Raw genomic sequence first — 20,583 nt, 5'->3', positions numbered from 1 at the left:
GAATAGTTATGTAAGATTTTTAGAACATCATCGCCGTGCGGCGGCGTTTTTCTGCGCTCAGTTGCTCAAGTTTATTACGATCGACACAAATCAGCGCATGCGTCGGGCACGCAGCCATACACGCAGGGCCGTCTTCACGATGGTTACACAGATCGCATTTATTGGCTTCGGCTTTATCGGCACGTACATTCAGCCCCGCGCCGCTGTTGCGAATCACCGGACGCACCACCACTTCCATCGCGCCGTACGGGCAAGCCACAACGCAGGTTTTGCAACCAATGCAGCGTTCCTGCATGACATGAACAAACCCTTTATCACGGCTGATAGCACCATTCGGGCAGACATTAGCGCACGGAGCATCTTCACACTGACGACAAACAGTAGCAGTGGAAATGTTCACACCTTTAATGACATGGATACGCGGTAAAAAAGTTTCCGGAGTCAGCGAAGCGCAATCCTGATTTTCCTGATGAGAAACCACGCACGCTACTTCACAGGTACGGCAACCAATACATTTACTCGCGTCAGCAATGATGAAACGGTTCATCAAATTCTCCAGCAATGACAGTTAATGCGCCGATACATTCATAAATCATGCCAGTTTTTAATTTGCTGTTATATAAGGAAAATAATTTTCTGGGGCCGACAAAAACACTGTCATCGACACTAGTGACGATGACATGTGATGACGGTAAGGCAATGAGAGAATCGCAGTGAATCAATTTTCTGATGAATGTTTTATCGTCGCCAGTATAAAAAAGTGATTGCCAGTAATGGTGAAGATTTAGATTAGGCAACCCTGCCGGATGCAGCTTACACGTCGCACGAACCATCCAGGCCCGATAAACGTAGCGCATCAGGCAATTTAGCGTTTGCTGTCAGAGCTGATTCACCCCATCAAGCACATCCCCCTTTATCAAACAACGCTGCGTCAGCGCCAGATCTTCCGTTTGCGGGTCGCGCCCGGCGATGGGTTTGATGATGAGTTTACGGTTGGGGGTATAAGCAAAACGCGTGAGAGCGGGATAGCTTAACTTGCCAAACCAGCCGTGAACGCGCTGCCATTTGGCGTCTTTTACCTGATACAGACTGGTTATCCAGTAACCAGAATCAAACTGCATATCCAGCAATTGCGTGTGACCATTGCCTTGCAAATCCAGCAAATCATCTACGCCAGTTTTGCTTGCGGTGTAAAAACCATCGACCTGGAAAACACACGGGCGACCTTGCTGATTAAAGGTCATCAGGATCAAAAACGAGGAAGGCGCCAGCCCGTTTCCCGAAACGCCTCGCCAGATAACCAAATCCTGAATGCCATTACGATCGAGGTCAGCACGGTAAAATTGCGCATTACCCGCCATATTTTGCAGCACACCCACAGGCACAAACCAGGATTTACCAGCGCGGTCTTTAGCGGTTAATTGCCAGTAATCCTCTTCATTTGGCATCTTCTCAAGCGTCACGCCAGCAACGCCCACTTTTCTAAAATGCCAGTTTTGATCGGTAAAATCAGGCATGGTCAGGAGAGATTTCAGCGCACGCTTTTGCGCGTATTCGCTGTCACTCATCGGCAGATATTCGGTAAAGCTGGTGGCCTGCGCAGGCAGCACAAAGCCCAATAAAAAAGCGCACATCCCTGTCCTGATTTTCAATTCCCTGAACTCCTTAACGAAGAACTACTCTTCTTCCGCCGCTAACTGCGCAAATCCGCCGTTTCCTTCCCAGCCTTCCAGCCGTTGATAAACGGTTTCCACCGCATCTTTAATCGGCTGGGTCATCGGGTAGTAAAAGCCGACGATATCCGGCTGGATGCCGAGGAAAATCACTTCGCCAATATCTTCTTTCAATTGGTCGATAAGGTAATTCAACGGCATGTTATGGGTCGTCATCATAAACATCTCAGCGATGTCATCCGGGTCGATGATGCGGATCTCGCCGGGGTTTAGCCCCATATCAGTGGCGTCGACAATCAGCAGTCGTGTCGGGCGCAGCTCGCGGATGGCGACAATGTCGTTTTCCGGTGCGCTACCGCCGTCAATCACCACCCAGTTACCTTTCGGCGCGGCGGCGCACTTTTCTGCCAGCAACGGGCCCGCGCCATCATCGCCCATCATGCTATTGCCAACACAAAGTAAAACGTCAGTCACGCAATCTCCTCACCATCAAATAGATGGCGTTTTCCTGATGAATATCATGCAGCATACTTAACAGCATTGTACTCCATTCCTTCTGCTGCGAAGTTTGCGCTGCCCGAGCTTTATCGAATGCATTGGCCAGCATCGGCACATGGTTAATGTCGATGACGATCTCACCGTATTTCGGCACGCCTTCCATTTTTCGGCGGGCTTCGCTGCCCGCCTCCAGTGTCGCAATCCATGCCAGGTATTCATCCCACGGGCAGGTAAGCGCCGCTTCCAGGCAATCGATAACCCCAAGGTGGTGACCAATCGCCAGGCTGTAATAGACCACCTGCTGCGCCTCAGAAGGCGTGGCATCGTTCTCATCAATAAATTTACGGCTCAGTTGACTGAACACCACCTTTTCACTCATCGGATACGCGCCTCTTCAACAACATGATTCAGATGGCTGACAATCTCGTTCAGACGCGGATCGTTTTCCGCCTCCAGCCAGCGTGCAACCTGCTCTTCGCCCTGCCCTAACTGCGTCAGGAAATCATCAGCAATCTGCCGACCGTAACGGTAACCCGCCAGGCGGCGCGCTTCGCGATCCACTTTTACGCGCAGCGGCTGCACCATTTCCGGGTGCTGGATTTCTGCCGGTTGTTCATCCAGTTCGCCGGGGCCACGGGCGTGGATTTTCTGTTCCAGCAAACCGAGCGCCATCGCAAAGCCGTACAGCGTGGCGGCAGGCGTTGGCGGGCAACCCGGAATGTAGACATCCACCGGGACGATTTTATCTGTACCGCCCCACACGCAGTAGAGATCGTGAAAAATGCCGCCGCTGTTACCGCAGGCACCGTAGGAGATACAGATTTTCGGGTCCGGCGCGGACTGCCACGCACGCAGCGCAGGGGATCGCATTGCACGGGTGACCGCGCCGGTAAATAGCAAAATATCCGCATGACGCGGGGACGGAACGACCTTAATGCCGAAGCGTTCTGCATCGAACAGCGGCGAAAGCGTGGCGAAAATTTCGATTTCACAGCCGTTACAGCCGCCACAGTCCACGCGGTAAACGTAGGCAGAACGTTTGATTTTTTTCAGTAACGACGCCTTCATGCTGGCGATGGATTCATCCACCGTCATCGGGACCGGAATGCCGTTGGCGTCACGGGGGCCTAATAAATTGCTCATCAGATGGCCTCTTTCATATGGCGAGTCAGTTCAATACGGTCGGACGGCACCAGGCATTTCTGGCGCTTACATTCCGGGCAAGTCTCAAAGCTTTCGCGGTGGTTTTCCGCGCGGCTGTCGCCGTTGTGCTTAAGCAGCGCAATGGCGTAGTCGATCTCTTTCTGTACGGCGAAAGGACGATTGCAGACGCGGCAGTTGCACAGCGCGAAACGGGACTGTTGCAGGAAGTCTTCTTTCTTCCACACTGCCAGTTCGTACTCTTGCGACAGTTTAATCGCCGCTGTCGGGCAGACTTCTTCGCAGCGGCCACAGAAGATGCAACGACCAAGATTGAACTGCCACGCCAGCTCACCAGTGGCGAGGTCGGTTTCAACCGTTAAGGCGTTTGACGGGCAGGCATTGACACAGGCCGCACAGCCGATGCACTGCTGCGGGTTCTGCTCTGGCTTACCACGGAAGTTTTTATCAACCGCAATCGGCTCCAGCGGATAAGACGAGGTCGCCGTGCCGGTTTTGATGACTTTTTTGATAAAGGTAAACATGGCGATTCCTTATTTCAGCGGCGAGTTTTTACGCTCAATGCTGTAGCGCTCAAGTTCTTTGTACGGCACCACTTTGCTCTTCTTCTTACGCACATCGACCACGGTCATGCGGTCGGTACAGGAGTAGCAAGGGTCGAGGCTACCGATAATCAGCGGTGCATCAGAAACGGTGTTGCCACGCAGCATATAGCGCAGGGTCGGCCAGTTAGCGTAGGTTGCCGCGCGGCAGCGCCAGCGGTACAGCTTCTGGTTGTCGCCGGTCATGCTCCAGTGAATATCATCACCACGCGGCGCTTCGGCAAAGCCCAACGCAAAACGGTGTGGAATATAGGTGAATCCTTCCACCGCCAGCGGGCCACCTGGCAAGTTATCCAGGCCGTAGTCGATCATATTGAGCGAAGTAAAGACTTCGTTGATACGCACTTTCAGGCGCGAAATAACGTCACAACCCTGTTCGCTGTGTACTTCCATCGGCAGCAAGCCATAACCAACAAACGGGTGATCGGCACGGGTATCACGAGCGTGGCCGCTGGCGCGAACCATCGGCCCAACGTTACTGAAGTCGCGGGCGATTTCTGGATCAAGACGACCAATTCCGACGGTGCGCTGTTCCATGTTTGGCGTACTCAGCAGCACATCCACCAGTTCCCGCACTTCACGACGCATTTGCTGCGCCAGTTGGCGGGTCTGGATCATGTCATCTTTCAGTAGATCGCGACGAATCCCGCCGATCAAGTTCAGACCGTAAGTTTTACGCGCCCCGGTGAGGATCTCCGCCATTTTCATGGAGGATTCGCGCACGCGGAAGAACTGCATAAAGCCGGAGTCAAAGCCAGTAAAGTGGCAGGCAAGGCCGAGGTTGAGCAGATGCGAGTGCAGACGTTCCACTTCCAGCAGAATGGCGCGGATCATCTGCGCACGCTCTGGTACCTGAATGCCCATCGCGTTTTCCACCGACGTGGTGTAGGCGGTGCTGTGGGCGAAGCCGCAGATCCCGCAAACACGGTCAGAGAGGAACGTCACTTCGTTATAACCCATGCGGGTTTCCGCCAGTTTTTCCATGCCACGATGGACGTAGAACAGGCGGTAGTCGGCGTCGATAATGTTTTCACCATCGACGAACAGACGGAAGTGCCCCGGTTCGTCAGAAGTGACATGTAGCGGACCAATCGGTACAACGTTATTTTTCTTATCACCCAGTTCGTTGATGAACTCGTAGGTTTCAGCATCGGTGGTCGGTGCCGGACGCTGACGATAATCCATGCTGTCTTTACGCAGCGGGTAGAGTTCATCTGGCCAGTCATCCGGCAGCACCAGACGACGTTCATCCGGCAGGCCAACCGGAATCAAACCGTACATATCGCGCACTTCACGCTCGCCCCACACCGCCGCCGGAACGCGCGGCGTCACGGACGGATATTCTGGTTTGTTGGCGTCAACTTCGACACGCACGGTTATCCAGCACCTGGTGCCCTTCTCCATCGACAGCACGTAGTAAACGGCATAATGGCCATTCAGTTTGCGCTCGTCGTTACCAAACAGCACCGACAGCCAGCCACCCTGTTTGTAGTAGAGAAACTCCACCACTTCCGGCAGGTAGTTCACCTTTACGGTAACGGTAAGCTGATCTTTGGTCTGCCAGGCGTGGTCCAGCACGACGCCCGGAAATGCCTCATTCAGCGCGGCGAGATAATGTTGACCTAATTTTTCTTCAGACATGCTCAAACTCTCTTTAATCACGCCGCCAGCAAGGAGACGAACGCTAAAAATGCAAAACCAAAACCAGCCCAGGTCATGCGCGGAGTAATATCAAGACGCAGACGGGCCATGCTGTTTTCGAATAGCGCGATAACCAGTACACCGACCACCAGTTTGACGATGGCAATCACCAATGCCAGCAGCAGCCCACCGGCGGTGAAGGTTTCCATTTGTCCCCACGGGATAAACACCCCGACGAACATCTGCAACACCACCAGTTGTTTCAGGCTGATACCCCATTTCATTACGCCAAAGCCGCTACCGCTGTATTCAGAGAGCGGCCCTTCCTGCAACTCCTGCTCGGCTTCCGCCAGGTCGAACGGCAGTTTGCCCATTTCGATAAAGGTGGCGAATGCACAGGCGCAGAGCGCCAGCACCAGTGGAATACTTTGGCTCAGCGGCCAGTGATAAACGGTGTCGGTGATGTTGCTGATGTTGGTGGAACCGGCAACCTGTGCGGCGACCCACAGCCCAAGCAGCAGCATCGGCTCAACCAGCACACCCAGCATCGCTTCACGGCTCGCGCCGATAGCGGTAAACGGGCTACCGGTATCCAGACCGGAAATGGCAAAGAAGAAACGCGCGATAGCGAAGAGATACAGTAAGGTGATCAAATCACCCAGTTGCGGCAGCGGAGAACCGACGGTCACTACCGGTAACGCAGTGGCGATAGTCAGCATGACGCCCACCATCACATACGGCGTCAGGCGAAACACCCAGCCAGAGGCATCCGGGCCAACGCTCTGGCGACCCAGCAGTTTGATAATGTCGCGATACTCCTGCAGCACGCCTGGTCCGCGACGGTTATGCAGACGGGCGCGCGCCACGCGGGTAATACCGGAGAGCAGCGGCGCAACGGCAAATAACACCAGCGCCTGAATTAACGGATACAAAACACTCATTCTCAGGCTCCTCGTGAAACAATAATCACCACCAGTACCGCCAGTTCAACCAGCGCCATCCGGCGGAACAGCAACGCACTTCCCTCGCTCTGCCAGCCCGGCACCAGCGACACCGGATTCAGCACTTTGCGCAGTTTCAGCACCGGCGCAAACGCCTGTTTCACCGGCATGGCAAAACCGTGAGCAGTAATCACCATTGATTTTTCGTGGTCATAGCCACACACCCATGCCGCGCCACGGGAACGTGACGGCAGACGGTCGCCTTTGCAAATCGCCATAATGATGAATGGCAGCAGCGGGCAGGCAATCAGCAGCAACGTGATCATCGGTTGAGAAACGGTGGTGTTAGCAGGCTCCAGCGGCAGAGGTACAGCAGCAGACAGCATCGGCAGCAGCCACGGCGCAGCAACACCGCCAATCACGCAGCAAATCGCCAGTGCCACCACACTTACGCTCATCAGGATCGGCGCACAGGTGGCGTTTTCAGCTTCTTTGGTACGCGGTGCGCCGAGGAAGGTTACGCCATAGACTTTCGCCATACACATCACCGCCAGCGCACCGGTAATTGCCAGACCCACAGCGAGCAGCGGCCCCAGCAGACGGGCAACAAACGCGCCGCTATTGCTCAGTTTGAAGAAGGATTGATAGATAACCCATTCACCGGCAAACCCGTTCAGCGGCGGCAGCGCCGCCATTGCCATCAGCCCGACTAACATGGCGATGGAGATAACCGGCATTTTCTTGCCAATTCCGCCCAGTTTTTCGATATCGCGATGACCAGTACGGAACCAGACGCTACCCGCGCCGAGGAACAGTACGCTTTTGAACAGGCTATGGTTAAGCAGATGGTACAGACCACCGACCAGGCCAAGGGCAATCAGCGCCGGTTGTTCAAGCGCGATACCCGTTACACCAGCGCCCAGCCCCAGCAGGATAATGCCGATATTTTCCAGCGTGTGGTAAGCCAGCAGACGCTGGATATTGTGCTCCATCAGTGCATACAGACCGCCGACGAACGCGGTGATCATGCCGAGCACCAGCAGCGCAATCCCCCACCACAGCGGCGCGTTACCCCCCAGCAGCGACAGAGTTAAAATACCCAGCAGGCCAATTTTCATCACTACTGTGGAAAACAGCGCTGCCGCTGGCGCAGAGGCGTTGGCATGAGCCTGCGGCACCCAACCATGCAGTGGGATAATCCCGGCCAGCAGGCCAAAGCCAATCACGCCAAGCAGCCAGATATCGGAACCGAGCGGCAGTTGTTGCACGCGCATATCCAACAGGCGCAAATCCAGCGTGCCATAACGCTGCCACACCAGCCAGCAAGCGATCGCCAGCAGCAAAGTGCCAAGACGCCCCAGCGCAAACCACAGTTTGCCCTCTTTGCTATTACTGGTGAGGAACACCGCGCACAGAGCCATGATTTCAGCCATTACCACGAACATGCCCAGGTTACTGGCGATGACAGCGCACACGGCGGCAGCCATCAACATATTGATCTGCAAGCCGTTGCATTTCACCTGCGCATGGCGATGCCAGTCAATGTTGTAGAGGCTGACAAACAGGCCGCACAGACCAAGGGTAATCAGCCAAATCGCGTTAAGCGGGGAGATTTGGATATCAAAACTCACCAGCGACAGCGCACCGCTCACGCCGACCGCGCCAGTCAGCACGGTGAACCCTGCAGCAGCCGTGTACAGGCTACCGACCGCGCCGCCAATCCCGGCAATCCAGCCACTTAGCGCCTTATGAAAAGAAAAGAGAAATGCCAGAACAGCGGCGGCGGCAAACCACGCCACGCCGCTATTGATCAGTGAAATTGCGCTCATTTAGCCTCTCCACTTTGAGCCTGCTGAAACAAGGTGAGATCGCCAAAGTCCGTGTTAAAAGTCAGCTCACGCTTACGCTTGCTGACGCGGGCGATATCGGTGTTATCCACCAGATGCAGGGCTTTGGTCGGGCACATCCGCACGCAGGCCGGACCTTGTTCATCAAAACTACAGAGGTCACATTTGACGGCGATTGCGCGAATACCCGGCACCCAGTCAAGCAACGTGCTGACACGCGCCGGAGCAGGCGGTGCCGGTGGCGCTTTCGCGGTATTGGCGTTTGCCGGAATATCCAGCGGACGGCTGCCGGAAAATTCGATTGCGCCAAACGGACAGGCAATGCCGCATAGTTTGCAGCTTACGCACAGACTTTCATTAAGCTGGACTGCGCCATCAACGCGGGTGATAGCGTTAACCGGGCAGACCACCGCACAGGGCGCATCTTCGCAGTGATGGCAAAGCTGCGGTGCAGATTCTTTATCATTCAGCATCACTCGCAGGCGCGGCATAGATTGCAGGCCGTGCTGGCGATGCGTCTCTGAACAGGCTGCTTCACAGGTGTGGCAGCCGATACAGAGCGTGGAGTCAGCAATTACAAAACGATTCACCAGGCATTCCTCAGGTGATTGTCATTTTTGACGAAAACATGCCGATGAAATGTCATTTTCGACACTCATCGACACGCCCATCCCCAAACAGGCATGACGCCTGCAACACAGGCAAAGCCTCAGCTCATGCTGCCGAGCTTTGTCCCTTTACCAGTTGGCTTAAATTCACCGGGGTATTGTTTTCAATGGCGGTGTATAAGCTGTCGTAAACGCCAGCGATTTTTTCGAGATAGTGTTCCAGCACTTGTTCGCGATTGCGGATGTTGACCTTGCCATCAATCATGCCGTCAATGCCCAACTGAGCCTGTGCAATCTGCTGTTTATCTTCGCCGTCTTTCGTTTCAACGTAGTACTCGATGGTGTGGCTGTTAAAACCATCCCCGAGGGTGACGTAAATTCGAAAATGCTCAAAAAGAACGAAACAGAGTTCTTTATCTGGCGCGCAGCTCATAGCGTGATGCAAACGCGCTTTTGATAACGTGATCCCCTGAACCAGCGAATTGCAGTAAATATGCCACTGGTCCTGTAGGCGACGATGCCGCTGTGCGATGTAATCGGCTTTCTCGCTTATTTCCCAAATAGTCATTGTCAGGTTACCCGTTTAACAGAGATGCCTGCCCTCAAGCATTTTTTGTGCCAATTTTTAATCTATTGTTATTTAAGTATTTTTTATGATTCCACTGAATTTCGACGCCGTGTCGACGTGTCATTTCGACATCATCGACATTATTCACCGCAGCGATAATCAACGCTGGCACAATTATTGCTTATAGCTGGCAATAGTTAATGGGAGGCGATATGCACGAAATAACCCTCTGCCAACGGGCACTGGAATTGATCGAACAGCAGGCCGCAAAGCATGGCGCAAAACGCGTAACTGGGGTCTGGCTCAAAATTGGCGCATTTTCTTGTGTCGAAACCAGCTCTCTTGCCTTTTGTTTTGATCTGGTTTGCCGCGGCAGCGTGGCGGAAGGTTGTAAACTGCACCTCGAAGAACAAGAGGCCGAATGCTGGTGTGAAACATGCCAACAGTATGTGACGCTACTGACCCAGCGCGTCCGCCGCTGTCCACAGTGTCATGGCGACATGCTGCGTATTGTGGCAGACGACGGTTTACAGATTCGGCGGATAGAAATAGACCAGGAGTGAGCGATGTGTACAACATGCGGTTGCGGTGAAGGCAACCTGTATATCGAGGGTGATGAACATAACCCTCATTCCGCGTTTCGTAGCGCGCCTTTTGCCCCGGCAGCACGCCCGAAAATGAAAATCACCGGCATTAAAGCGCCTGAATTTACCCCCAGCCAGACTGAAGAAGGCGACCTGCATTACGGTCACGGAGAAGCTGGCACTCACGCGCCGGGCATGAGCCAGCGCCGGATGCTGGAAGTGGAAATTGACGTGCTGGACAAAAATAACCGTCTGGCTGAACGCAATCGCGCACGCTTTGCTGCCCGCAACCAACTGGTGTTAAACCTGGTTTCCAGCCCTGGTTCCGGTAAAACCACGCTGCTGACCGAAACCTTAATGCGCCTGAAAGATAGCGTTCCGTGTGCGGTTATCGAAGGTGACCAGCAGACAGTTAACGACGCCGCGCGCATTCGCGCTACCGGCACACCGGCAATTCAGGTAAACACCGGTAAAGGCTGCCATCTCGACGCACAGATGATTGCCGACGCCGCACCGCGTCTGCCATTAGACGATAACGGTATTCTGTTTATCGAAAACGTTGGCAATCTTGTATGCCCGGCCAGCTTCGATCTCGGTGAAAAACACAAAGTGGCGGTGCTATCGGTCACTGAGGGTGAAGATAAGCCTCTGAAATATCCGCATATGTTTGCCGCTGCCTCGCTGATGTTGCTCAACAAAGTTGATCTGCTGCCGTATCTCAATTTCGACGTTGAGAAATGCATCGCCTGCGCCCGCGAAGTCAATCCAGAAATTGAAATCATCCTGATTTCCGCCACCAGCGGCGAAGGGATGGACCAGTGGTTGAACTGGCTGGAGACACAGCGATGTGCATAGGCGTTCCCGGCCAGATTCGCACCATTGACGGCAACCAGGCGAAGGTCGACATCTGCGGCATTCAACGCGATGTCGATTTAACGTTAGTCGGCAGTTGCGATGAAAACGGTCAGCCACGCGTGGGTCAGTGGGTACTGGTTCACGTTGGCTTTGCCATGAGCGTAATTAATGAAGCCGAAGCGCGCGACACCCTCGACGCCTTACAAAATATGTTTGACGTTGAGCCGGATGTCGGCGCGCTGTTGTATGGCGAGGAAAAATAATGCGTTTTGTTGATGAATATCGCGCGCCGGAACAGGTGATGCAGTTAATTGAACATCTGCGCGAACGTGCTTCACATCTCTCTTACACCGCCGAGCGCCCACTGCGCATTATGGAAGTATGCGGCGGCCATACCCACGCCATCTTTAAATTCGGTCTCGACCAGTTGCTGCCGGAAAACGTTGAGTTTATCCACGGTCCGGGTTGCCCGGTGTGCGTACTGCCGATGGGCAGAATCGACACTTGCGTAGAAATTGCCAGCCATCCGGAAGTCATCTTCTGTACCTTTGGTGACGCCATGCGCGTACCCGGTAAACAGGGGTCGCTGCTACAGGCAAAAGCGCGCGGTGCCGATGTGCGTATTGTCTACTCACCAATGGATGCGTTGAAACTGGCGCAGGAGAACCCAACCCGCAAAGTGGTGTTCTTCGGCTTAGGGTTTGAAACCACCATGCCGACCACCGCCATCACTCTGCAACAGGCGAAAGCCCGCGATGTGCAGAACTTTTACTTCTTCTGCCAGCACATTACGCTGATCCCGACTCTGCGCAGTTTGCTGGAACAACCCGACAATGGCATTGATGCGTTCCTCGCGCCGGGCCACGTCAGTATGGTTATCGGCACCGACGCCTATAATTTTATCGCCAGCGATTTTCATCGTCCGCTGGTGGTCGCTGGATTCGAACCACTTGATCTACTACAAGGCGTAGTGATGCTGGTAGAGCAGAAAATAGCGGCTCACAGCAAGGTAGAGAATCAGTATCGCCGGGTAGTACCTGATGCCGGTAATCTGCTGGCGCAACAGGCGATTGCTGATGTGTTCTGCGTTAACGGTGACAGCGAATGGCGCGGACTGGGCGTGATTGAATCTTCTGGCGTGCACCTGACGCCGGACTATCAGCGGTTTGACGCTGAAGCGCATTTCCGCCCGGCTCCGCAGCAGGTTTGCGATGATCCGCGCGCGCGCTGTGGCGAAGTATTGACGGGCAAATGTAAGCCGCATCAATGCCCGTTATTTGGGAACACCTGTAATCCTCAAACCGCGTTCGGTGCGCTGATGGTTTCCTCCGAAGGAGCCTGTGCAGCGTGGTATCAGTATCGTCAGCAGGAGAGTGAAGCGTGAATAATATCCAACTCGCCCACGGCAGCGGCGGCCAGGCGATGCAGCAATTAATCAATAGCCTGTTTATGGAAGCTTTTGCCAATCCGTGGCTGGCGGAACAGGAAGATCAGGCACGTCTTGACCTGGCGCAACTGGTGGCGGAAGGCGACCGTCTGGCCTTCTCCACCGACAGCTACGTCATTGACCCGCTATTCTTCCCTGGTGGCAATATTGGCAAGCTGGCGATTTGTGGTACGGCGAATGACGTTGCGGTCAGCGGCGCAATTCCACGTTATCTCTCCTGTGGTTTTATCCTTGAAGAAGGGTTGCCGATGGAGACGCTAAAAGCGGTCGTCACCAGCATGGCAGAAACCGCCCGCGCGGCTGGCATTGCCATTGTGACTGGCGATACCAAAGTGGTACAACGCGGTGCTGCAGACAAATTGTTTATCAACACCGCAGGAATGGGCGCAATCCCGGCGAATATTCACTGGGGCGCACAAACTCTGACCGCAGGCGATGTATTGCTGGTTAGCGGTACGCTCGGTGACCACGGTGCAACTATCCTTAACCTGCGTGAGCAACTGGGGCTGGATGGCGAACTGGTCAGCGACTGTGCAGTGCTGACGCCTCTGATTCAGACACTGCGTGACATTCCCGGCGTGAAGGCGCTGCGCGATGCCACCCGCGGTGGAGTGAACGCGGTGGTTCATGAATTCGCGGCAGCCTGCGGTTGCGGTATTGAACTTTCAGAAGCTGCACTGCCGGTTAAACCTGCCGTGCGCGGCGTTTGCGAACTGCTGGGACTGGATGCCCTCAACTTTGCCAACGAAGGCAAGCTGGTGATCGCCGTAGAGCGTAACGCGGCAGAGCAAGTGTTGGCGGCGCTGCATTCCCATCCACTGGGACAGGATGCTGCGTTAATTGGCGAAGTGGTGGAACGTAAAGGTGTTCGTCTTGCAGGGCTTTATGGTGTGAAACGAACTCTCGATCTACCACACGCCGAACCGCTGCCTCGTATATGCTAATAAAAATCTAAAGCTCCTTTAATTTGTCATTTACCTTTTGCACCGCTTAGCGGTGCTTTCCTGGAAGAACAACATGTCGTATACACCGATGAGTGATCTCGGGCAACAAGGGTTGTTCGACATCACTCGGACACTATTGCAGCAGCCCGATCTGGCCTCGCTGTGTGAGGCTCTTTCGCAACTGGTAAAGCGTTCTGCGCTCGCTGACAACGCGGCGATTGTGTTGTGGCAAGCGCAGACTCAACGTGCGACTTATTACGCGTCGCGTGACAAAGAAACCCCAATAAAATACGAAGACGAAACCGTTCTGGCGCATGGGCCGGTGCGCAGCATTTTGTCGCGTCCTGATACGCTGCATTGCAGCTACGAAGAATTTTGTGAAACCTGGCCACAACTGGCCACAAGCGGTTTATATCCCAAATTTGGTCACTATTGCCTGATGCCACAGGCAGCGGAAGGGCATATTTTTGGTGGCTGTGAATTTATTCGTTATGACGATCGCCCGTGGAGCGAAAAAGAGTTCAATCGCCTGCAAACATTTACGCAGATTGTTTCTGTTGTCACCGAGCAAATTCAGAGCCGCGTCATCAACAACGTCGACTACGAACTGTTATGTCGGGAACGGGATAACTTCCGCATTCTGGTCGCCATCACCAATGCGGTACTCTCCCGCCTGGACATGGACGAACTGGTCAGCGAAGTGGCGAAAGAGATCCACTACTACTTCGATATCGACGATATCAGTATCGTCTTACGCAGTCATCGTAAAAACAAACTCAACGTTTACTCCACTCATTATCTTGATAAACAGCATCCCACTCACGAACAGAGTGAAGTTGATGAGGCCGGAACCCTCACCGAGCGCGTATTTAAAAGCAAAGAGATGCTGCTGATTAATCTCCACGAACGAGATGATTTAGCCCCCTACGAACGCATGCTGTTCGACACCTGGGGAAACCAGATCCAGACGTTGTGCCTGCTACCATTGATGTCTGGTAATACCATGCTGGGCGTATTGAAACTGGCACAGTGTGAAGAGAAAACCTTTACCACCACCAACCTGAGTTTACTGCGCCAGATTGCCGAACGTGTGGCGATTGCCGTGGATAATGCTCTTGCCTACCAGGAAATCCACCGTCTGAAAGAGCGGCTGGTTGATGAAAACCTCGCCCTGACAGAACAACTCAACAATGTGGATAGTGAATTTGGCGAGATTATTGGTCGCAGCGAAGCCATGTATAGCGTGCTCAAACAGGTTGAGATGGTGGCGCAAAGCGACAGCACCGTACTCATTCTTGGTGAAACTGGCACAGGAAAAGAGCTGATAGCCCGCGCAATTCACAATCTGAGTGAGCGAAACGGTCGTCGAATGGTGAAAATGAACTGCGCCGCCATGCCTGCCGGATTGCTGGAAAGCGATCTGTTTGGTCATGAGCGTGGCGCCTTTACTGGTGCCAGCACCCAGCGCATCGGTCGTTTTGAACTGGCGGATAAAAGCTCGCTGTTCCTCGATGAAGTGGGTGATATGCCGCTGGAGTTACAGCCGAAGCTACTGCGCGTGTTGCAGGAACAGGAGTTTGAACGCCTCGGCAGCAACAAAATTATTCAGACGGACGTGCGTTTAATCGCCGCGACTAACCGCGATCTGAAAAAAATGGTCGCTGACCGTGAGTTCCGTAGCGATCTCTATTACCGCCTGAATGTCTTCCCGATTCATCTGCCACCGCTACGCGAGCGTCCGGAAGATATTCCGCTGTTGGCGAAAGCCTTCACCTTCAAAATAGCCCGCCGTCTGGGGCGCAATATTGACAGTATTCCAGCCGAGACTCTGCGCATATTGAGCAACATGGAATGGCCGGGTAACGTCCGCGAACTGGAAAATGTCATTGAGCGCGCGGTGCTGCTGACTCGCGGTAACGTTCTACAACTCTCTTTACCCGATATCTCACTACCGGAACCTGAAACGCCGCCTGCCGCGACGGTCGTCGCCCAGGAAGGTGAAGATGAATATCAACTGATTGTCCGTGTACTGAAAGAGACCAATGGTGTAGTCGCGGGGCCGAAAGGAGCTGCACAACGTCTGGGGCTAAAACGCACCACCCTGCTGTCACGGATGAAACGGCTGGGAATTGATAAAGCGGCATTGGTTTGACAGATTTAGTTATACTCAGTCAACATTCAATGAAAGGAGGCAGTATGGCCGTTTCAGCAAGAAATCAATTAACCGGAACCGTTAGCGCAGTAGCAATGGGCGCGGTGAATGATGAAGTAGAACTGACGCTGGCAGGTGGCGCTAAGCTGGTGGCGATTGTGACCCACAGCAGCCAGCAAGCCCTGGGGCTGGCAAAAGGGAAAGAAGCGATTGCCCTGATTAAAGCCCCGTGGGTAACGCTGGCAACGGAAGACTGTGGACTGAAATTCTCCGCTCGCAACCAGTTTGCTGGCAGTGTGTCGAAAATCACCGAAGGCGCAGTGAATGCCACTGTCCATATCAAAACGGATGCGGGTTTTGAAATTGTGGCGGTGGTAACAAATGAAAGCCAGGATGAGATGAAACTCACCGCTGGCTCGCGCGTTATTGCGTTGATCAAGGCATCAGCAATCCTGATTGCGACCAAAGCGTAAGCGCCGTATTTGCCGGGGAATATAAACTCCTCCGGCAAATTTATTTCTTCGGGCGATATTTTTCTGGCAGTTCCGGCACCGGACGCTTGTCATCAATCAGATGACGCACGGTTAAGATCGGATGACGCCACAGCATTCGCGGCCCCGCCCAACGCATAATCTGCTTCATCTCTTCACGCTTCGCAGGCTGATAACAGTGCACCGGACACTGCTTACAGGCCGGTTTCTCTTCGCCAAACACACATTTATCCAGCCGTTTTTGCGCATAAGCAAACAACGTCTCGTAATGCTCCGGCTCCGCTGACGCCTGCGGGCATTTCGCTTGATAAAGATCGATCATTTTTTTAATCGTCAGTTTTTCACGAGAGATACGCTTGCCGGACATGCTGCCTCCACACTCTTAAGGTGCATTTATATTACAACTTAATTTTAAAGGGGACTATGGCTCTGAAGGAGGAGGTTTCTTCAACCAACGCAATGTTTTCATAATCAACACGCAAAAGCTGCAAAACAGCATCTTTCCCGGAACCAGCATCAAGAACTCACCGTTCGCGTCTTCCCCTGAAATGATTAACTCCGGTATCATGTGCGCCTTATGTGATTACAACGAAAATAAAAACCATCACACCACATTTAACATCAGGGAACCGGACCTAACTCCATGAGTGTAATAGAAAATTTCGAAGCCCATACGCCTATGATGCAGCAGTATCTCAAGCTGAAAGCACAGCATCCGGAGATCCTGCTGTTCTACCGGATGGGTGACTTTTACGAGCTGTTTTATGACGACGCGAAACGGGCGTCGCAACTGCTGGATATTTCGCTGACTAAACGTGGCGCTTCCGCGGGTGAGCCAATCCCGATGGCAGGTATCCCCTATCACGCGGTAGAAAACTATCTTGCCAAACTGGTAAATCAGGGCGAATCCGTCGCTATTTGTGAACAGATTGGCGATCCGGCGACCAGCAAAGGGCCCGTTGAGCGCAAAGTTGTCCGTATCGTCACACCGGGTACTATCAGCGATGAAGCCCTGTTGCAAGAGCGCCAGGACAACCTGCTGGCGGCTATCTGGCAGGACAGTAAAGGTTTCGGTTACGCGACGCTGGATATCAGTTCCGGGCGTTTTCGTCTGAGCGAACCGGCTGACCGCGAAACGATGGCAGCAGAACTGCAACGCACCAATCCGGCGGAACTGCTGTACGCAGAAGATTTTGCTGAAATCTCGTTAATTGAAGGTCGTCGCGGCCTGCGCCGTCGCCCGCTGTGGGAGTTTGAAATCGACACCGCGCGCCAGCAGTTAAACCTGCAATTTGGCACGCGCGATCTGGTAGGTTTTGGTGTTGAAAATGCGTCACGCGGTCTTTGTGCCGCTGGTTGCCTGTTGCAGTATGCAAAAGATACCCAGCGCACAACCTTGCCACATATCCGCTCTATCACGATGGAACGCGAGCAGGACAGCATCATTATGGATGCTGCGACGCGCCGTAATCTGGAAATCACCCAGAATCTGGCGGGTGGCGCGGAAAATACGCTGGCTTCCGTGCTTGACTGCACCGTCACGCCGATGGGTAGCCGTATGCTGAAACGCTGGCTACATATGCCAGTGCGCGACACCCGCGTGTTGCTTGAGCGCCAGCAGACCATCGGCGCATTGCAGGATTTCACCGCCGAATTACAGCCGGTACTGCGGCAGGTGGGCGATCTGGAGCGTATTCTGGCACGACTGGCGTTACGTACCGCTCGCCCACGCGATCTTGCTCGCATGCGTCACGCCTTCCAGCAACTGCCGGAACTGCGCGCACAGTTAGAAACTGTCGATAGTGCACCGGTACAGGCGCTGCGTGAGAAAATGGGCGAATTTGCCGAACTGCGCGATCTGCTGGAGCGGGCAATCATCGACACGCCGCCGGTACTGGTGCGCGACGGTGGTGTTATCGCACCGGGCTATAACGAAGAGCTGGATGAGTGGCGCGCGCTGGCTGACGGCGCGACCGATTATCTGGAGCGTCTGGAAGTCCGCGAGCGTGAACGTACCGGCCTGGACACGCTGAAAGTTGGTTTTAACGCGGTGCACGGCTATTACATTCAAATCAGCCGTGGGCAAAGCCATCTGGCACCGATTAACTACATGCGCCGCCAGACGCTGAAAAACGCTGAACGCTACATTATTCCGGAGCTGAAAGAGTACGAAGACAAAGTCCTCACCTCAAAAGGCAAAGCACTGGCGCTGGAAAAACAGCTTTATGAAGAGTTGTTTGACCTGCTGCTGCCGCATCTGGAAGCGTTGCAACAGAGTGCGAGCGCACTGGCAGAACTCGACGTGCTGGTTAACCTGGCAGAACGTGCCTATACCCTGAACTACACCTGCCCGACCTTTATTGATAAACCCGGTATTCGCATTACCGAAGGTCGCCATCCGGTGGTTGAACAGGTACTGAATGAGCCGTTTATCGCTAACCCGCTGAATCTGTCGCCACAGCGCCGCATGTTGATCATTACCGGTCCGAACATGGGCGGTAAAAGTACCTATATGCGCCAGACCGCGTTGATTGCGCTGATGGCCTATATCGGCAGTTATGTACCGGCACAAAGCGTGGAAATTGGTCCGATTGACCGTATCTTCACCCGCGTCGGCGCGGCGGATGATCTGGCTTCCGGGCGTTCAACCTTTATGGTGGAAATGACCGAAACCGCCAATATTCTGCATAATGCCACCGAGTACAGTCTGGTGTTGATGGATGAGATTGGTCGCGGGACGTCCACTTACGATGGTCTGTCGCTGGCGTGGGCGTGTGCGGAAAATCTGGCGAATAAGATTAAAGCGTTGACACTGTTTGCCACCCACTATTTCGAACTGACACAGCTACCAGAGAAAATGGAAGGCGTGGCGAACGTGCATCTTGATGCACTGGAGCACGGCGACACGATTGCCTTTATGCACAGTGTGCAGGACGGCGCGGCAAGTAAGAGCTACGGTCTGGCGGTTGCTGCGCTGGCGGGCGTACCAAAAGAGGTAATCAAGCGCGCGCGGCAGAAACTGCGTGAGCTGGAGAGCATTTCACCTAATGCGGCCGCTACGCAGGTTGATGGTACGCAGATGTCTTTGCTGTCATTACCGGAAGAAACCTCGCCAGCAGTCGAAGCACTGGAAAATCTCGATCCAGATTCACTGACCCCGCGTCAGGCGCTGGAGTGGATTTATCGGTTGAAGAGTCTGGTGTAAACCTGATATTCCCGACGGCACTATGCCGTCGGGTTGATTCACTACTTTTTCATTTGCACCCGGCAATACTGAGTCACCACATCTGAAATAGAGGGATATTTCACTTTCACCTGGTAATCAGGAAATGTCGTAAATGTGATATCTTCATGATCAATAAACACGGGGGCAGTTTTCCGTGCAGCTTCTGCTAAGATCGCTTCTTGCTCTGGTGCTAACGGATAAAATACCTTTACACTGTCAGGTACAATCTCTTCTTTTATCTTCGATTTTTCATGAGTAACAATGATATCCATCTCATGGCGGACAAAGGATATTGTGGAACCATTTAAATGATAATATTGTGTCGTGTGGTAGCGTTTTTCATTTTCTACCGAGTAAATGACTTTCATTATTCCCAAAATGCTAAGTTGATATTTTTCGTTATTCTCCGTCACACTGAAATCTGTTGTACACTTAACTACATCACCTTCAGTTATAAGTTTTTCAAAACGATTTATTTCTTCTATAGAAGCAGCTTGTACATTAGATGTAAAAAAACAGAAAGCTAACAGGAAAGCATAAAAACATCTAAGCATCTTAAAACATCCTTTTGTAATTTATTACTCCAAAGACTTCGACACTCTGGTCGGGTATAATAATACATTGCTATAATTTTGAGTCTATGCAAATGTCTACCACCCGCTATCAAAAAATTGATGCTCATAACTATCGCCATATATGGGCCGTTGGTGATATTCATGGTGACTATCAATTATTACAATCCCGCTTACATCAATTATCTTTTTGTCCCGAAACAGACTTACTTATTTCTACAGGCGATAATATTGATCGTGGGGCGGAGAGTCTTAACGTACTACGCCTGTTAAACCATCCCTGGTTTACCTCTGTTAAAGGCAACCACGAAGCGATGGCTCTTGATGCATTCGCGACTGGCGATGGCAATATGTGGCTGGCCAGTGGCGGTGACTGGTTTTTCGATTTAAATAAGACGGAACAAAAAGAGGCAATAGATCTGTTGCTTCGTTTTCATCATCTTCCCCATATTATTGAATTAGATAACGATAATATAAAATATATCATCGCACATGCGGATTACCCAGGAGATAAATATCAGTTTGGTAAAGAAATAGCGGAAAGTGAATTACTCTGGCCTGTTGATCGCGTGCAGAAATCGCTTAAAGGCGAATCACAAAAAATAAACGGTGCCGACCGCTTTATCTTTGGTCATATGATGTTTGATAACATTCAGACGTTCGCTAACCAGATTTATATTGATACCGGCTCACCGAAAAGCGGACGGTTATCGTTTTATAAAATAAAGTAATCTCATGCTTCCTCTGTGAAGCATGAGTATCCCGGTTTTATT

General features: G+C 52.8%; 23 protein-coding genes and 1 pseudogene. 9 read left to right on the top strand and 15 right to left on the bottom strand.

Annotated elements, in window-relative coordinates:
• Positions 1-19: 19 nt before the first annotated feature.
• From hydN to hycA, 12 genes are all read right to left on the bottom strand, one after another.
• A complete protein-coding gene (gene hydN, locus A9587_RS16185) occupies positions 20-547 on the bottom strand; it encodes an electron transport protein HydN (RefSeq protein WP_001078778.1) in 528 nt (175 codons plus the stop codon).
• Positions 525-833: a hypothetical protein gene (locus A9587_RS16180; RefSeq protein WP_133115474.1), complete on the bottom strand. Its 309-nt coding sequence runs from the start codon at positions 831-833 to the stop codon at positions 525-527. Before A9587_RS16180 ends, hydN begins: the two co-directional genes overlap by 23 nt.
• 45 nt (positions 834-878) lie before the next feature.
• Positions 879-1,634 (bottom strand): hypothetical protein, encoded by a 756-nt coding sequence (locus A9587_RS16175; RefSeq protein WP_105263606.1) that lies wholly within the window; start codon positions 1,632-1,634, stop codon positions 879-881.
• Positions 1,635-1,676: 42 nt separating this feature from the next.
• On the bottom strand, positions 1,677-2,147 hold the full coding sequence (gene hycI, locus A9587_RS16170; RefSeq protein WP_000132959.1) for a hydrogenase maturation peptidase HycI: 471 nt from the start codon (positions 2,145-2,147) through the stop codon (positions 1,677-1,679).
• Positions 2,140-2,550, bottom strand: coding sequence for a formate hydrogenlyase assembly protein HycH (gene hycH / locus A9587_RS16165; protein ID WP_001291934.1), 411 nt, complete (start codon positions 2,548-2,550; stop codon positions 2,140-2,142). The genes hycI and hycH overlap by 8 nt, the downstream gene beginning before the upstream one ends.
• Positions 2,547-3,314 (bottom strand): formate hydrogenlyase subunit HycG, encoded by a 768-nt coding sequence (gene hycG, locus A9587_RS16160; protein WP_105263605.1) that lies wholly within the window; start codon positions 3,312-3,314, stop codon positions 2,547-2,549. Before hycG ends, hycH begins: the two co-directional genes overlap by 4 nt.
• On the bottom strand, positions 3,314-3,856 hold the full coding sequence (gene hycF, locus A9587_RS16155; RefSeq protein ID WP_000493799.1) for a formate hydrogenlyase subunit HycF: 543 nt from the start codon (positions 3,854-3,856) through the stop codon (positions 3,314-3,316). Before hycF ends, hycG begins: the two co-directional genes overlap by 1 nt.
• 9 nt (positions 3,857-3,865) lie before the next feature.
• Positions 3,866-5,575 carry a formate hydrogenlyase subunit HycE gene (gene hycE / locus A9587_RS16150; protein ID WP_001288146.1) on the bottom strand — a complete coding sequence of 570 codons (1,710 nt, stop codon included), beginning with the start codon at positions 5,573-5,575 and terminating at the stop codon, positions 3,866-3,868.
• Positions 5,576-5,592: 17 nt separating this feature from the next.
• Positions 5,593-6,516 (bottom strand): formate hydrogenlyase subunit HycD, encoded by a 924-nt coding sequence (hycD, locus tag A9587_RS16145; RefSeq protein ID WP_001516944.1) that lies wholly within the window; start codon positions 6,514-6,516, stop codon positions 5,593-5,595.
• 2 nt (positions 6,517-6,518) lie between these two features.
• The gene (gene hycC / locus A9587_RS16140; protein WP_001274366.1) at positions 6,519-8,345 is read right to left on the bottom strand and encodes a formate hydrogenlyase subunit 3; all 1,827 of its coding nucleotides are present in this window, start codon (positions 8,343-8,345) and stop codon (positions 6,519-6,521) included.
• Positions 8,342-8,953 (bottom strand): formate hydrogenlyase subunit HycB, encoded by a 612-nt coding sequence (gene hycB, locus A9587_RS16135; RefSeq protein ID WP_001079169.1) that lies wholly within the window; start codon positions 8,951-8,953, stop codon positions 8,342-8,344. The genes hycC and hycB overlap by 4 nt, the downstream gene beginning before the upstream one ends.
• A 124-nt stretch (positions 8,954-9,077) precedes the next feature.
• A complete protein-coding gene (hycA, locus tag A9587_RS16130; RefSeq protein WP_000158067.1) occupies positions 9,078-9,539 on the bottom strand; it encodes a formate hydrogenlyase regulator HycA in 462 nt (153 codons plus the stop codon).
• Between the two features lie 212 nt (positions 9,540-9,751).
• Between hycA and hypA the strand changes: the two genes are divergently transcribed.
• From hypA to A9587_RS16095, 7 genes are all read left to right on the top strand, one after another.
• Complete coding sequence (gene hypA, locus A9587_RS16125) at positions 9,752-10,102, top strand: hydrogenase maturation nickel metallochaperone HypA (protein ID WP_001516945.1); 351 nt, start codon at positions 9,752-9,754, stop codon at positions 10,100-10,102.
• Between the two features lie 3 nt (positions 10,103-10,105).
• Complete coding sequence (gene hypB / locus A9587_RS16120; protein ID WP_000337678.1) at positions 10,106-10,978, top strand: hydrogenase nickel incorporation protein HypB; 873 nt, start codon at positions 10,106-10,108, stop codon at positions 10,976-10,978.
• Positions 10,969-11,241 (top strand): hydrogenase 3 maturation protein HypC, encoded by a 273-nt coding sequence (hypC, locus tag A9587_RS16115; RefSeq protein ID WP_000334875.1) that lies wholly within the window; start codon positions 10,969-10,971, stop codon positions 11,239-11,241. The genes hypB and hypC overlap by 10 nt, the downstream gene beginning before the upstream one ends.
• Positions 11,241-12,362 carry a hydrogenase formation protein HypD gene (gene hypD, locus A9587_RS16110; RefSeq protein WP_001212982.1) on the top strand — a complete coding sequence of 374 codons (1,122 nt, stop codon included), beginning with the start codon at positions 11,241-11,243 and terminating at the stop codon, positions 12,360-12,362. The genes hypC and hypD overlap by 1 nt, the downstream gene beginning before the upstream one ends.
• Positions 12,359-13,369 (top strand): hydrogenase maturation carbamoyl dehydratase HypE, encoded by a 1,011-nt coding sequence (gene hypE / locus A9587_RS16105; protein ID WP_001059917.1) that lies wholly within the window; start codon positions 12,359-12,361, stop codon positions 13,367-13,369. Before hypD ends, hypE begins: the two co-directional genes overlap by 4 nt.
• Positions 13,370-13,442: 73 nt before the next feature.
• A complete protein-coding gene (flhA, locus tag A9587_RS16100; protein ID WP_038355668.1) occupies positions 13,443-15,521 on the top strand; it encodes a formate hydrogenlyase transcriptional activator FlhA in 2,079 nt (692 codons plus the stop codon).
• A gap of 44 nt (positions 15,522-15,565) precedes the next feature.
• Positions 15,566-15,994, top strand: a complete 429-nt coding sequence (locus A9587_RS16095; RefSeq protein ID WP_001516948.1) for a TOBE domain-containing protein — start codon at positions 15,566-15,568, stop codon at positions 15,992-15,994.
• A 40-nt stretch (positions 15,995-16,034) separates the two neighbouring features.
• Here the strand turns inward: A9587_RS16095 and A9587_RS16090 are convergent, their stop codons facing one another.
• Positions 16,035-16,379 carry a nitrous oxide-stimulated promoter family protein gene (locus A9587_RS16090; RefSeq protein WP_001516949.1) on the bottom strand — a complete coding sequence of 115 codons (345 nt, stop codon included), beginning with the start codon at positions 16,377-16,379 and terminating at the stop codon, positions 16,035-16,037.
• A 31-nt stretch (positions 16,380-16,410) separates the two neighbouring features.
• Positions 16,411-16,580, bottom strand: a pseudogene (locus A9587_RS24745) (hypothetical protein).
• A gap of 75 nt (positions 16,581-16,655) precedes the next feature.
• Here A9587_RS24745 and mutS point away from each other — a divergent pair.
• Entirely contained in the window at positions 16,656-19,217 is a 2,562-nt protein-coding gene (mutS, locus tag A9587_RS16085; RefSeq protein WP_105263604.1) for a DNA mismatch repair protein MutS, read from the top strand.
• 41 nt (positions 19,218-19,258) lie between these two features.
• Here the strand turns inward: mutS and A9587_RS16080 are convergent, their stop codons facing one another.
• Entirely contained in the window at positions 19,259-19,792 is a 534-nt protein-coding gene (locus A9587_RS16080; protein ID WP_085449184.1) for a hypothetical protein, read from the bottom strand.
• A 92-nt stretch (positions 19,793-19,884) separates the two neighbouring features.
• Between A9587_RS16080 and pphB the strand changes: the two genes are divergently transcribed.
• The gene (pphB, locus tag A9587_RS16075) at positions 19,885-20,541 is read left to right on the top strand and encodes a protein-serine/threonine phosphatase (protein WP_016249119.1); all 657 of its coding nucleotides are present in this window, start codon (positions 19,885-19,887) and stop codon (positions 20,539-20,541) included.
• The last annotated feature ends 42 nt before the right edge of the window (positions 20,542-20,583 follow it).

This window comes from Escherichia sp. MOD1-EC6162 (assembly GCF_002965125.1).
Lineage (GTDB): Bacteria > Pseudomonadota > Gammaproteobacteria > Enterobacterales > Enterobacteriaceae > Escherichia > Escherichia marmotae.
This window is presented reverse-complemented; position numbering and strand designations above follow the sequence as displayed.

Excerpts from the sequence above, each read along its gene's own strand:
- hydN (WP_001078778.1), bottom strand. The coding sequence starts at position 547 with ATGAACCGTTTCATCATTGCTGACGCGAGTAAATGTATTGGTTGCCGT.
- A9587_RS16180 (WP_133115474.1), bottom strand. The coding sequence starts at position 833 with ATGGTTCGTGCGACGTGTAAGCTGCATCCGGCAGGGTTGCCTAATCTA.
- A9587_RS16175 (WP_105263606.1), bottom strand. The coding sequence starts at position 1,634 with ATGTGCGCTTTTTTATTGGGCTTTGTGCTGCCTGCGCAGGCCACCAGC.
- hycH (WP_001291934.1), bottom strand. The coding sequence starts at position 2,550 with ATGAGTGAAAAGGTGGTGTTCAGTCAACTGAGCCGTAAATTTATTGAT.
- hycG (WP_105263605.1), bottom strand. The coding sequence starts at position 3,314 with ATGAGCAATTTATTAGGCCCCCGTGACGCCAACGGCATTCCGGTCCCG.
- hycF (WP_000493799.1), bottom strand. The coding sequence starts at position 3,856 with ATGTTTACCTTTATCAAAAAAGTCATCAAAACCGGCACGGCGACCTCG.
- hycE (WP_001288146.1), bottom strand. The coding sequence starts at position 5,575 with ATGTCTGAAGAAAAATTAGGTCAACATTATCTCGCCGCGCTGAATGAG.
- hycD (WP_001516944.1), bottom strand. The coding sequence starts at position 6,516 with ATGAGTGTTTTGTATCCGTTAATTCAGGCGCTGGTGTTATTTGCCGTT.
- hycC (WP_001274366.1), bottom strand. The coding sequence starts at position 8,345 with ATGAGCGCAATTTCACTGATCAATAGCGGCGTGGCGTGGTTTGCCGCC.
- hycA (WP_000158067.1), bottom strand. The coding sequence starts at position 9,539 with ATGACTATTTGGGAAATAAGCGAGAAAGCCGATTACATCGCACAGCGG.
- hypA (WP_001516945.1), top strand. The coding sequence starts at position 9,752 with ATGCACGAAATAACCCTCTGCCAACGGGCACTGGAATTGATCGAACAG.
- hypB (WP_000337678.1), top strand. The coding sequence starts at position 10,106 with ATGTGTACAACATGCGGTTGCGGTGAAGGCAACCTGTATATCGAGGGT.
- hypC (WP_000334875.1), top strand. The coding sequence starts at position 10,969 with ATGTGCATAGGCGTTCCCGGCCAGATTCGCACCATTGACGGCAACCAG.
- hypD (WP_001212982.1), top strand. The coding sequence starts at position 11,241 with ATGCGTTTTGTTGATGAATATCGCGCGCCGGAACAGGTGATGCAGTTA.
- flhA (WP_038355668.1), top strand. The coding sequence starts at position 13,443 with ATGTCGTATACACCGATGAGTGATCTCGGGCAACAAGGGTTGTTCGAC.
- A9587_RS16095 (WP_001516948.1), top strand. The coding sequence starts at position 15,566 with ATGGCCGTTTCAGCAAGAAATCAATTAACCGGAACCGTTAGCGCAGTA.
- A9587_RS16090 (WP_001516949.1), bottom strand. The coding sequence starts at position 16,379 with ATGTCCGGCAAGCGTATCTCTCGTGAAAAACTGACGATTAAAAAAATG.
- mutS (WP_105263604.1), top strand. The coding sequence starts at position 16,656 with ATGAGTGTAATAGAAAATTTCGAAGCCCATACGCCTATGATGCAGCAG.
- A9587_RS16080 (WP_085449184.1), bottom strand. The coding sequence starts at position 19,792 with ATGCTTAGATGTTTTTATGCTTTCCTGTTAGCTTTCTGTTTTTTTACA.
- pphB (WP_016249119.1), top strand. The coding sequence starts at position 19,885 with ATGTCTACCACCCGCTATCAAAAAATTGATGCTCATAACTATCGCCAT.